The following is a 12,142-nucleotide window of genomic DNA, read 5'->3' on the forward strand; positions in this document are numbered from 1 at the left end:
TAGATAAATGCTGCTGGGACGCAGCAAACAACTGCAGATCGAAGGGAGCCCGCCGTGGACAATGGTGTCTCTGCGGGAAGCACGGCCTCGACTTCGACCCTCGGGAACATAGCCCTGGGTCTCACCCTTCTCGCATTCGGTATCGGCCACACCGGTGTCATCGACGGCGTGTCCGCTGCCAACTCCGTGTCGCTCGCGATGTACGTCGGCGGCGCGGCCCTCTTCCTCCTCGGGCTCCTCGAGTACCGCGGCGGCAACGGGTTCAACGGCACCGCGTTCGCGGGCCTCGGCATCTTCTGGTTCACGTGGGCCAAGGGCGCGGGCGGTTCGGTCACCGACGAAGCCGCCGGAACGTTTCTTGTCCTGTTCGCGATGCTCGCGCTGACCCTCACGGTCGCCGCCGCGAGCGGTCTGTTCAGCCAGGGCGTCTACGCCCTGCTGACCCTGTCGCTGCTCCTGCTGGCCATCGGCGCCTTCGTCGACAACGGCACGCTCGCCAAGGCGGGCGGCTGGGTCGCCGCGGTGACCGGACTGCTGGCCTGGTACGGGGCCACCGCGGCACTGGCGCACTGGCCGATGGCCGTCGGCAAGGCCCGGCGCGGGGCGGTCGCCGCGAGCTGAGCGGCGGCGGGGCACCACCGGCACCACCGGCACCACCGCACCGACAGCGGAGAACCCCCGTGCGCACCGCGCACGGGGGTTCTCCGCTGTGGGGACGACGATTACTCGACGGTGACCGACTTCGCCAGGTTGCGCGGCTTGTCGATGTCCCGGCCCATGGCCAGGGCCGTGTGGTACGCCAGCAGCTGGAGCGGGATGCCCATCAGGATCGGGTCCAGCTCGTCCTCGTTCTTCGGCACCAGGATGGTGTGGTCCGCCTTCTCCTGCTCGCGGTGGGCCACCGCCAGGATCCGGCCACTGCGGGCCTTGATCTCCTCCAGCGCCGCGCGGTTCTTCTCCAGCAGGTCGTCGTCCGGGACGATCGCGACCGTCGGCAGCGAGGGCTCGATCAGGGCGAGGGGCCCGTGCTTGAGCTCGGAGGCCGGGTACGCCTCGGCGTGGATGTAGGAGATCTCCTTCAGCTTGAGGGAGGCCTCCAGTGCCACCGGGTAGCCGCGCACCCGGCCGATGAACATCATCGACTTGGCCTCGGCGAACTCGGCCGCGAGCTTCTTGATGTCCTCTTCGCCGTCGAGGATCTCCTGGATCTGCGCGGGCAGCTTGCGCAGGCCCTCGATGATCCGCTTGCCGTCGGTGACCGAGAGGTCCCGGATGCGGCCCAGGTGCACGGCGAGCAGCGCGAAGGCCACGACCGTGTTGGTGAAGCACTTGGTGGAGACGACGCAGACCTCGGGGCCGGCGTGCACGTACACGCCGCCGTCGGCCTCGCGGGCGATCGCGGAGCCGACCACGTTGACCACGCCGAGGACGCGGGCGCCCTTGCGCTTGAGCTCCTGCACCGCCGCGAGCACGTCGTACGTCTCACCCGACTGGGAGACCGCGATGTACAGGGTGTCGGGGTCCACGACCGGGTTGCGGTAGCGGAATTCGGAGGCCGGCTCGGCGTCCGCGGGGATGCGGGCCATGCCCTCGATGAGACCGGCACCGATGAGGCCCGCGTGGTACGAGGTGCCGCAGCCCAGGATCTTGACCCGGCGGATGCCGCGCGCCTCGCGCGGGTCCAGGTTCAGGCCGCCCAGGTGCACGGTGTTGAAGCGGTCGTCGATCCGGCCGCGCAGCACGCGGTCGACCGCGTCGGGCTGCTCGGAGATCTCCTTGTGCATGTAGGTGTCGTGACCGCCCATGTCGTACGAGGCGGCCTCCCACTCCACGGTCTCCGGGGTGGCGGTCGTGGTCGCACCGCTGGTGGTGTAGGTGCGGAAGTCGTCGGCCTTCAGGGTGGCCATCTCGCCGTCGTCGAGGGTGACGACCTGGCGGGTGTGGGCGACCAGCGCGGCGACGTCCGAGGCGACGAACATCTCCTTCTCGCCGATGCCGAGGACGACCGGGGAGCCGTTGCGGGCGACGACGATGCGGTCGGCGAAGTCGGCGTGCATGACGGCGATGCCGTAGGTGCCCTCGATCGCCTTGACGGCCTCGCGGACCTTGTCCTCCAGGGACTCGGCCTCGGAGCGGGCGATCAGGTGGACGATCACCTCGGTGTCGGTCTCCGAGACGAAGACGACGCCGTCGGCCTCCAGCTTGGCGCGCAGCTCGGAGGCGTTGTCGACGATGCCGTTGTGGACGACGGCGACCTTGTTCTCGGCGTCCAGGTGCGGGTGCGAGTTGATGTCGCTCGGGGCGCCGTGCGTGGCCCAGCGGGTGTGGGCGATGCCGGTGGTGCCGGTGAAGCGCTTGGGGACGCGGGACTCCAGCTCGCGGACCCGGCCCTTGGCCTTGACCACCTTGAGGGCGGAGGCCTTCGGGCTGTTCACGACGATGCCCGCGGAGTCGTACCCGCGGTACTCCAGCCGCTGCAGACCTTCGAGCAGCAGCGGTGCCACGTCACGCTTGCCGATGTAACCGACGATTCCGCACATACGGTTTAGCCCCTCCTGAAGTTCGGTTCGTGTACCCGCCCGCAGCCGCCTGCGCGGCCGCCGGCTCAGCCGTAGACGATGCGGCGCAACTGCCGGAGCGACAGCTCCGGCGGCGCCACGGCGCGGTGCGGCAGTTCGGCCGCGATCCGCTCGAAGATCTCCGCGTTCACCGCTCCGCCGGACTGCAGTTCCCGGTGGCGGCGGCGGACGAACTCCTCGGTCGTCTCGTCGAAGTAGGCGAGCACGTCCAGTACCACCCGGGCGGCCTCGCCGCGCTGCAGCGCGGTGCTGCGCACCAGGTGGTCGACGAGGTCGTCATGCGACGGGCGGCGATCGAGCACTCGTAGATATTGGCGGCTAACGGCGGTGAACGCAAAGATCCTGCCCGATTTCGGGCAGGATCTCTCTGGTCTGGACCAGAAGAGCGCTCGGTGTGACCTCCTTCGGATGATTTCCGCCCGCCCTGGATGACCGCAGCGGACGGGACGGCCCACTTGGCCTATACCTGTGCGCATGAGAGTCCTGCGACGTACGCTCGGCGCCCTCCTCGCCCTCGGTGCGGCCCCGGCCCTGCTCACGGCCTGCACCTCCGCCCACGGTGACGACGCCAGACCCGGGGACGACCCGCCGGTGGCCCTCACCCCCTTCGAACGGCTGCTGCCCGCGCCCGTCTCCGCGCGCGGCGCGGGACCCGGGTACGCCTTCGGCGCGGGCACGGTCATCCGTACCGGCCGCGGGAGGGGCGGGGAGGTCCGCCGGGTCGGCGAACTCCTCGCCGAGCAGCTGCGCGGCCCGAGCGGGCTGCCGCTGCCGGTGGTCGACGGGGCGCAGGGCGACGGGATCCGGCTCAGGATCGACGAGGGCGCGCAGGGGGTGGGGGAGGAGGGGTACCGGCTGGATTCGGACCCGAGCGGGGTCACCCTCACCGCGCGGACACCGGCCGGGCTGTTCCACGCGGGGCAGACGCTGCGGCAGCTGGTGCCGGTGGCCGGTCCCGGGACGGTGCCGGGCGGCACGGTCGCCGACCGGCCGCGGTTCGCGTACCGGGGGGCCATGGTCGACATCGCGCGGCACTTCTTCTCGGTGGAGCAGGTGAAGAGGTACGTGGACCAGCTCGCCCAGTACAAGGTCAACACCCTGCACCTGCACCTGACCGACGATCAGGGCTGGCGCCTCGCGATCGACTCCTGGCCGCGGCTGGCGGAGTACGGGGGCGGCAGCGAGGTCGGCGGCGGGCCCGGCGGGCACTGGACGAAGGACGAGTACCGGGAGCTGGTGGCCTACGCGCAGCAGCGGTACGTGGACGTGGTCCCCGAGATCGACATGCCTGGGCACACGAACGCGGCGCTCGCCTCCTACGCCGAGCTGAACTGCGACGGCAGGGCACCGGACCGGTACACCGGCATCAAGGTCGGTTTCAGCTCGCTGTGCGTGGCCGGGGAGCAGACCTACGAGTTCATCGACGAGGTGCTCGGCGAGCTGGCGGAGCTGACCCCCGGCCGCTACCTGCACATCGGCGGCGACGAGGCGCACGCGACACCGGCGGCGGACTACGCGGCCTTCATGGACCGGGCCCAGGCGGTGGTGGGGCGGTACGGCAAGACGGTGGTGGCCTGGCACCAGCTGGCGGCGGCCCGTCCGGCACCGGGAGCGGTGCTCCAGTACTGGGGCCACGACAGGACCGCGGCCGCGGACAAGGCCGCGGTGGTGGCGGCGGCGAAGGCGGGGCACCCGCTGATCCTGTCGCCGGCGGACCGGCTGTACCTGGACATGAAGTACGACCCGGCGACGAAGCCGGGCCTGGCGTGGGCGGGGTACGTCCCCGTGCGGCGCGCCTACTCCTGGAACCCGGGGGCGTACCTGGCCGGGGTGCCGGAGTCCGCCGTGCTGGGGGTGGAGGCGCCGCTGTGGACGGAGACCGTCTCGACGCGGGGGGAGTGGGAGCAGCTGGCCTTCCCGCGGGTCCTGGGCCTGGCGGAACTGGGCTGGTCCCCCTCGTCCGCGCTCGACTGGGCCGCGTACAGCCGCCGGCTGGCGGCGCAGGCGCCCCGGCTGGACGCCCAGGGCATCGGCTTCTTCCGGGCGCCGGACGTGCCCTGGTCCTAGCGGGGGACAGCGGGGGAGAGCGGGGGAGCACGAGGGCGTGACCGCGAAGAGGGCCGGTCGGAGCTTCGCGGTCACGCCGTCGGGTCATGCGGAGGAGGGGGAGGCACCGAGGGACCGTATCGATGCCTCCCCGCCCCGTGTGTCACCGCCGGGCGAAGGCCGCGACGGGGTTCTTGAGGTTGCCGATCAGCTGGAGGGCCGCCGCCGGGTCGGCGAGGTCTACCATCTGCTTGTTGTTGCGCAGCTGGAGGCGGTTCAGGCAGGACAGCTGGAACTCCTCCGCGAAGAGGTCGTACCGCTCGAAGCGCTCCGCGAGCTGCGGCATCGACTCCTGGTACGCGTGGCCGCAGTCCGCGACCGCCTGCCAGAAGGTGTCCTCCTCGCAGATGCCCTCGTCCGCGAGGATCGCGCCGAGGAAGCGGAAGAAGCAGTCGAAGACGTCCGTGAAGATCGACAGGAGCTTCATGTCCTCGGGGATGTCCGCCCGGACCCGCTCGACCGCGGGCGGCAGCACCGCGTCCGCGTCCATGATGACGATCTCCTCGGCGATGTCCTTGAAGATCGCCCGCTTCACCAGGCCGCCCTCGATGACGAGGATGGTGTTCTCGCCGTGCGGCATGTATGCGAGGTCGTACTGGTAGAAGCAGTGCAGCAGCGGCACCAGGTAGGCGCGCAGGTAGTGGCGCAGCCACTCGGCCGGGGTCAGGCCCGACTCCGCGATCAGCGCGCCGACGAAGGACTTGCCCTCGGCGTCCACGTGCAGGAGCGAGGCCATCGTGGCGAGGCGCTCGTCCCCCTGGATCGAGTTCACCGGGGACTCGCGCCACAGCGCGGCGAGCATCTTGCGGTACGGGGAGTACCGGTCGGTGGCGCGCTCGTACTGGCGGTGGTGGTAGCCGATCGCCGCGCGCTCGCGGATGATCGAGAAGTCCACCGACTTGAGGACCTCGTCGCCCTCGATCAGCTGGTGCAGCCAGTCGTTGATGGCCGGGGTGGCCTCCATGTACGCGGCCGACAGGCCTCGCATGAAGCCCATGTTCAGGACCGAGATGGCGGTCTTGACGTAGTGCTTGCGCGGCGCGCTCCGGTTGAAGAACGTGCGGATCGACTGCTGCGCGAGGTACGCGTCCGGGCCCTCGCCCAGCAGCACCAGGCGGCGGTTCGCGATCTCGGCCGCGAAGGTGACCGTGGTCTTGTTCCACCACTGCCAGGGGTGCACGGGGAAGAGGTGGAAGTCGGCCAGGTCCAGGCCCAGCGCGGTCATCCGCTCGGCGAAGACGCCGATGGTCCCGTCGCCGAGCTCCTCGCGCATGAAGGAGTCGTGGTCCAGGCCCGCGCCCGCCGTGAAGGTGGAGACGTCCTTGCGGGCGGCGACCCACACGAGGTGGACGGGGCTGGCGGTCTCCGGGGCGTACGAGAGGTACTCGTGCACGCCGAAGCCGAGCCGGCCGTTGTTCGCGACGAAGCAGGGGTGGCCCTCGGTCATGCCCGTCTCGATGTCCTGGAAGGAGGACTTCGCGAGGACGTCGGAGGAGACCTGCGGCTTCGTGTACTTGTAGCCGGTGCCGGCCAGGGTGGAGGAGATCTCCTCCAGGTAGACGGGCAGCACCTGCGGGCTCAGGCCCAGGCTCTCGCGCAGCTCGATGTGGAAGTCGAGGGCGTCCAGCGGCAGCTCGGCACCGTCACGGTGGCGGGTGATGGAGGCCTCGTCGACCGACCAGTGGTCGAGGGCGTGCAGGACCGCCTCGAAGCGGTACTCCACGGTGGCGTCGTCGCTGAGGACCGAGTAGCGGCCTTCGCCCAGCGGCTTCGGGGTCAGCAGGCGCTCGTGGGAGAACTCCGCGAGGCCCTTGCGGACCAGGGCGCGGTTGGCGCGGGCCCACAGCTCGGGGGAGAGGTGGGCGACGGCGTCGGCGAGGCTCATATGGAGACCCCCTGGGCGGCCGTGGCGGCCTCGAACTGTGCGCGGGTGCAGAAGCTCAGCAGGGCTTCCTTCTCCGGCTTGGTGACCTGGCGTTCCGCAGTGAAGCCGACGGCCTCGTTGAGGGCGTGCACGGCGGTGTTGGCGATGTCCGGCTCGACCACGACGCGCTCGGTGGCCGGGTCGGCGAAGACCGCGGCCATGACGGTGGTGATCACGGCGCGGGTGAAGCCGTGCAGCGGGGTGTCGCTCGGCGCGACGAGGAAGTGCATGCCGACGTCGCCGGGGCGGGCGTCGTAGAGGCCGACCAGCTCCAGCTCGGACGGGTCGTAGGTCTCCATCAGGAACGCGGGGCGGCCCTCGTGCAGGCCGATGAAGGCCTGGTGGTGCTCGTGGGCGGCGATCCTCATGTACTCGCGCTCGACGTCCGGCAGGGACGCGTCCTGCATCATCCAGAACGAAGCCTTCGGGTGGGTGACCCAGCCGTGGAGCAGCTCCGCGTCGGCGAAGGGGTCCAGGGGGCGCACGGCGAAGGAACCGAGTTCTTTGTCGGTGCGGGAGAAGAGGAGTTCGGTGGTGCTCATCAGAGGGTGCCTTCCGGGGCGGCGAACTGCTGGAACGCGATGGACTTCTCGACCTTGTAGTGCTCGCGGCCGAGGAGCTCACCGACGATGTACGCGTTCCGGTACGCCGCCATGCCCAGGTCGGGCGAGGTGAGGGAGTGGTTGTGGGTGGTGCCGTTCTGCAGGTAGACCCCGCGGCCCGTGGTGTCGATGCTGTAGTTGCGGGCGGCGTCGAGACGGCCGTGCCCGTCGAAGTTCAGCCGGTCGCGCACCGGGTTCAGGAACTCCGGGAAGCTGTACTTGTAGCCGGTGGCCAGCACCAGGCCCTCGGAGGTGAGGGAGAAGTCCCGCTCCTGCTCCTCCTGGCGCAGCCCCAGCGTGTACGTGCCCGTGGTGGTGTCGTACGCGGTGCTGTTCAGGGAGGTGTTGGTCAGCAGGGTGGTCGGGACCTGGCCCGGCATGCTGATCTTCTTCTGGTAGAGCAGGTCGAAGATGGCGTTGATCAGGTCGCCGTCGATGCCCTTGAAGAGGTTCTTCTGCTGGGTCTCCAGCCGGTACCGGGTGTCCTCGGGGAGCGCGTGGAAGTAGTCCACGTACTCGGGGGAGGTCATCTCCAGGGTCAGCTTCGTGTACTCGAGCGGGAAGAACCGCGGCGAGCGGGTCACCCAGTTGAGCCGGTAGCCGTGGACGTCGATCTCGGCGAGGAGGTCGTAGTAGATCTCGGCCGCGCTCTGGCCGGAGCCGATGAGGGTGATCGACTTCTTCTTCTGCAGCTCCGCCTTGTTCTGCATGTAGACGGAGTTGTGCAGGAAGTCGCCGCCGAGGCCCTCGCAGGCCTGCGGGACGTGCGGCGGGGTGCCGGTGCCCAGGACCAGGCGGCGGGCCAGGTGGGTCTCGCCCTTGTCCGTGTGGACCTCGTACAGGCCGGCCTGCTCGTCGTAGGTGACCTCGGTGACCGAGGTGGACCATTGGACGTTGTCGAGGCGGTCGGCGGCCCAGCGGCAGTAGTCGTTGTACTCGGCCCGCAGCGGGTAGAAGTTCTCCCGGATGTAGAAGGAGTACAGCCGGTCCTTGTCCTTCAGGTAGTTCAGGAAGGAGAAGGGCGAGGTCGGGTCGGCGAGCGTGACCAGGTCCGACATGAAGGGCGTCTGCAGGTGGGCGCCGTCCAGGAACATCCCGGCGTGCCACTCGAAGTGCGGCTTCGACTCGATGAAGAGACCGTCGATCTCGTCGAGCGGGGCGGTCAGGCAGGCGAGTCCCAGATTGAACGGACCGACGCCGATGCCGATGAAGTCGTGGGTCTTAGCGGTGGAGGGCAAGGGATTCTCCCAGGAACTGCTCGGCATGTGCGGCGAGAAGGTCGAGGACGGCGGTGATGTCGGCCGTCGTGGTCTGCGGGTTGAGGAGGGTGAACTTCAGGTACTGCTTCCCGTCCACCTTGGTGCCGGCGACGACGGCCTCACCGGAGGCGAACAGGGCCTTGCGGGCGTGCAGGTTGGCCTCGTCGACCAGGTCGCCGCGGATCCCGTCGCCCTCGGGGACGTAGCGGAAGACGAGCGTGGAGATCTGCGGCTTGACGACGACCTCGAAGCGCGGGTCGGCGTCGATGATGTCCCAGCCGGCCGCGGCCAGGTCGATGACCTCGTCGAAGAGCGAGCCGACACCGTCGGCGCCCATGACGCGCAGGGTCACCCAGAGCTTGAGCGCGTCGAAGCGGCGCGTGGTCTGGATGGACTTGTCGACCTGGTTGGGGATGCGCTCCTCGGCCATGCGGCGCGGGTTGAGGTAGTCCGCGTGGTACGTGGCGTGCTTGAGGGTGTCGCGGTCGCGCACCAGCATGGCGCTGGAACTGACCGGCTGGAAGAACGACTTGTGATAGTCGACGGTGACCGAGTCGGCGCGCTCGATGCCGTCGAGGAGGTGACGGCGGGTCGGGGAGGCCAGCAGTCCGCAGCCGTAGGCGGCGTCCACGTGCATCCACGCGGAGTGCTCGTCGGCCAGGCGGGCGATCTCGGGGAGCGGGTCGATGGACCCGAAGTCGGTGGTGCCTGCGGTGGCGACGACGGCCATGGGGAAGAGGCCCTCGGCGGCGCACTCCTCCAGCTCCAGGGCGAGCACAGCGGTGTCCATCCGGCGGTTGCGGTCGACCGGGACGGAGATGACGGCCTCGTAGCCGAGTCCGAGCATCGCGGCGGACTTCTGGACGCTGAAGTGGCTGGCCTCGGAGGTGAAGATGCGCAGCTTCGGCAGGAGTTCGGCCTTGGTGAGCTCGCGTCCCTCGTCGAGCGCCTTCTTCATGACGAGGCGGCAGGCCTCGTCGCGGGCCAGGAGCAGCGCGTGGAAGTTGGACTGGCTGCCGCCGGAGGTGAAGATGCCGTCCGCGCCGGGGCCGAGGCCGATGCGCTCGGTGGTCCAGTCGATGAGGCGGCGCTCGATGAGCGTGCCGCCGATGGACTGGTCCCAGGTGTCGAGGGAGGAGTTGACGGCCGACAGGATCGCCTCGCCGAGCACGGCGGGGATGACGACCGGGCAGTTGAGGTGGCCCAGGTAGCGCGGGTGGTGGAAGTACACCGCGTCGCGCAGGTAGACGTCCTCCAGCTCGTCCAGGACGGCGGCCGCGTCCGCGAGCGGCTTGTCCAGGTCGATTCCGTTGATGACCGGAGCGAGTTCGTCGACGGATATACCGGTGTGGGGTCGCTGCGTCGTCGCGAGTTTGGCGGCGACGCGGTCGACGCCCTCGGTGACGGAGCGCCGGTAGAGGTCCGCGGTCGTCTCGTTCAGCAGATGCGAGCGCATCAACTTTCCTCCGGGCAGGGGGGAGAGGGGGTGGGGTGTGGCGTGCGAGGATTAGGTTAGCCTAACCTTAGTATTTCGCCAAACGCAGATGGGCCCTGGCTGAAAAGCCAGGGCCCATCTCAACTGCGCTGCGGGGTAAGGAAACTGACTACAGCTCGGACGCCGGGTCCTCGCTCGGAGCCTTGCCCGCGTATGCCTCGGCGAGCAGCTGTTCCTCGCTCGCGCCGAGTCGCCAGTAGCCCGTGAAGCGGACGGCGCGGCGGTCGACGAATCGTTCCTGCACAAAGTGGCGGCGCACGGAACGAATCGTTCCGGCCTCGCCCGCCAGCCAGGCGTACGGGGCGACGGCGGCGGCGGGTCCGGCCGAGCGCAGCGCGTTCAGCACCTGCTCCGTCCGCTCCCGGCCGTCGCTCTCGCGCACGATCCAGGTGATGTCCGCGTCGGCGGGCGTCACCAGGTCGAGCCGGTCGTCCTCGTGCGGAACCTCGAACCAGGCCCGGACCCGGGTCCCGGCGGGCAGCCGGTCCAGGATCGCGGCCGCGGCCGGCAGGGCGGTCTCGTCCGCGTACATCCAGATCGCGTCGGTGTCGGCCGGCGGCTGGAAGCGTACGGACTTGTTCTCCGCGACGGCCGGTCCGATCGCCAGGATCCGGCGGCCGGCCACGGCCTGCCCGGCCCAGCGGGACGCCGGGCCGGTGTCCCCGTGCAGGACGAAGTCGATGTCGACCTCGTCCGCCCCCTCGGGCGTACGGCGCTGCTCTCGCACCGTGTAGGAGCGCATCACCGGCCGCTCCTCCTCCGGCATTTCGCGCCAGGCGGCGAACCAGGTGTCCTCGTCCGTGGACGGGAGCACCGTGTGCTCCTGACCGGACGGGGGCAGGAAGAGGGACAGGCTCTGGTCGAAGCCGCCCGAACGGAAGCCCGCGAGGGACTCCCCGCCGAACGTGACCCGCAGGAACGAGTGGCCCAGACGACGCGTGCGGACGACTTCGAGCTCGAAGAACCGGAAGTGTGCGACGGCCGGGGCGTCGGATGCGGTGGCGGTCATGCGGAGAGGTCCCCCTGGAGTCGGTACGGCCTGCAGGGCGCCCGGGGTCACCGGGCGCCGAGGGTCAGCTGACCTTCTTGGCGCTCTGGATGGACTTCGCGAGGTCTTCCAGGAGCTGGGCGCACTTGTCGTACGAGAAGATCGGCTCGGTCACGCGCGGGGTGATCTGGCCGGCCTTGACGGCGGGGAGCTCGGCCCAGGTGGCCTTCTCCTTCAGCGTGTCGGGCTGCAGCGTGCCGGTGCGGTTGTCGAGCAGGACGACGTCGGCCTTGTACTTGCCGGCGTTCTCCCAGCTGAGGCTCTCGAAGAAGCCGCCCTCGTCCAGCTTCTCCGGGGTGACGAACTCGACGCCGAGCTGCTTGAAGTACTTCAGGTCGGCCGAGGTCTCCGGGGTGGAGACGTAGAACAGGTCGGCGGAGCCGGAGCCCACGAGGACCTTGATGCCCGGGTTGGCCTTGGTGGCCTCGCGGACCTTCGCGGCGGCGGCCTCGAAGCGGGCCTTCGCGTCGACGGTCTTCTTGGCGTTCAGGTCGGCGCCGAGGGACTTGGCGAGGTCCGCGGTGCGCTCCAGCGCCTTGTCGAGGGTGACGTCGCCGCCCACCTTGACCGCGGCGGCCGGGGCCAGCTTCAGGATCTTGTCCTTGGAGGCCTCCGGTACGTACCAGTACGTGCCGTCCCAGGTGTTGGTGACGAGGAGGTCGGGCTGGAGGGCCGCGTACTTCTCGACGTTGAACTCGTCGTAGACGTTGCCGAGGATCTCGACCTTGGAGATGTCCATCGAGCCGGCCTGGACGTCGGGCTTGCCGTCGGCGGTCTTGGTCGGGCCGAACACGCCCTTGACCGGGACGCCGTAGTCGTACAGGGCGGCGGCGGTGCCGGTGAAGGCGACGATGTTCTTCGGCGTGGACTTGGTGCTGACGTCCTTGCCGAGGTCGTCCTTGAAGGTCCAGGGGCCGGAGGCCGCGGCGCCGTTGTCCTTGCCGCCGTCGCCCTTCGCCGAGTCGGTGCCACCGCACGCGGCGAGGACCGCTACGAGGCCGAGGGCGCCACCTGCCGCGACGAAGCCGCGACGGGTGAAGGAGGAGGTTCGGGACTTGGGCATGTCGATGTCCGTTTTCGTGCGTACCGGGCGGCCACTGAGCCGTTCGTGGGGAAGGTTAGCCTAACC

10 protein-coding genes are annotated in these 12,142 nt (G+C 69.7%); 2 read left to right on the forward strand and 8 right to left on the reverse strand.

Features of this window, described 5'->3' with window-relative positions; translation table 11 throughout:
• Positions 1-54 precede the first annotated feature (54 nt).
• Positions 55-621 carry an acetate uptake transporter gene (locus OG373_RS25030; RefSeq protein ID WP_405440451.1) on the forward strand — a complete coding sequence of 189 codons (567 nt, stop codon included), beginning with the start codon at positions 55-57 and terminating at the stop codon, positions 619-621.
• A 101-nt stretch (positions 622-722) separates the two neighbouring features.
• Here the strand turns inward: OG373_RS25030 and glmS are convergent, their stop codons facing one another.
• Both glmS and OG373_RS25040 read right to left on the reverse strand, forming a co-directional pair.
• Positions 723-2,540 carry a glutamine--fructose-6-phosphate transaminase (isomerizing) gene (gene glmS / locus OG373_RS25035; protein ID WP_405440453.1) on the reverse strand — a complete coding sequence of 606 codons (1,818 nt, stop codon included), beginning with the start codon at positions 2,538-2,540 and terminating at the stop codon, positions 723-725.
• 65 nt (positions 2,541-2,605) lie between these two features.
• Positions 2,606-2,881: a hypothetical protein gene (locus OG373_RS25040; RefSeq protein WP_030008735.1), complete on the reverse strand. Its 276-nt coding sequence runs from the start codon at positions 2,879-2,881 to the stop codon at positions 2,606-2,608.
• Positions 2,882-3,053: 172 nt separating this feature from the next.
• Here OG373_RS25040 and OG373_RS25045 point away from each other — a divergent pair, with 172 nt between their 5' ends.
• Positions 3,054-4,646 (forward strand): beta-N-acetylhexosaminidase, encoded by a 1,593-nt coding sequence (locus tag OG373_RS25045; protein WP_405440455.1) that lies wholly within the window; start codon positions 3,054-3,056, stop codon positions 4,644-4,646.
• A 142-nt stretch (positions 4,647-4,788) separates the two neighbouring features.
• On the opposite strand, the gene OG373_RS25050 is transcribed toward OG373_RS25045, so the two are convergent.
• The 6 genes from OG373_RS25050 to OG373_RS25075 all read right to left on the reverse strand — a co-directional run bounded on the left by OG373_RS25050 (position 4,789) and on the right by OG373_RS25075 (position 12,076).
• On the reverse strand, positions 4,789-6,570 hold the full coding sequence (locus OG373_RS25050; protein WP_405440457.1) for an IucA/IucC family protein: 1,782 nt from the start codon (positions 6,568-6,570) through the stop codon (positions 4,789-4,791).
• Positions 6,567-7,151, reverse strand: coding sequence for a GNAT family N-acetyltransferase (locus OG373_RS25055; RefSeq protein WP_397731177.1), 585 nt, complete (start codon positions 7,149-7,151; stop codon positions 6,567-6,569). The genes OG373_RS25050 and OG373_RS25055 overlap by 4 nt, the downstream gene beginning before the upstream one ends.
• Positions 7,151-8,449: a lysine N(6)-hydroxylase/L-ornithine N(5)-oxygenase family protein gene (locus tag OG373_RS25060; protein WP_229920086.1), complete on the reverse strand. Its 1,299-nt coding sequence runs from the start codon at positions 8,447-8,449 to the stop codon at positions 7,151-7,153. Before OG373_RS25060 ends, OG373_RS25055 begins: the two co-directional genes overlap by 1 nt.
• Positions 8,433-9,926 carry a pyridoxal phosphate-dependent decarboxylase family protein gene (locus tag OG373_RS25065; RefSeq protein WP_397731181.1) on the reverse strand — a complete coding sequence of 498 codons (1,494 nt, stop codon included), beginning with the start codon at positions 9,924-9,926 and terminating at the stop codon, positions 8,433-8,435. Before OG373_RS25065 ends, OG373_RS25060 begins: the two co-directional genes overlap by 17 nt.
• A gap of 148 nt (positions 9,927-10,074) precedes the next feature.
• A complete protein-coding gene (locus tag OG373_RS25070) occupies positions 10,075-10,974 on the reverse strand; it encodes a siderophore-interacting protein (protein ID WP_405440459.1) in 900 nt (299 codons plus the stop codon).
• 64 nt (positions 10,975-11,038) lie between these two features.
• A complete protein-coding gene (locus tag OG373_RS25075; protein ID WP_189964566.1) occupies positions 11,039-12,076 on the reverse strand; it encodes an ABC transporter substrate-binding protein in 1,038 nt (345 codons plus the stop codon).
• Positions 12,077-12,142 lie beyond the last annotated feature (66 nt).

It is taken from the genome of Streptomyces avidinii (genome assembly GCF_045161815.1).
In the GTDB taxonomy this organism is placed as follows: Bacteria; Actinomycetota; Actinomycetes; order Streptomycetales; family Streptomycetaceae; genus Streptomyces; species Streptomyces avidinii.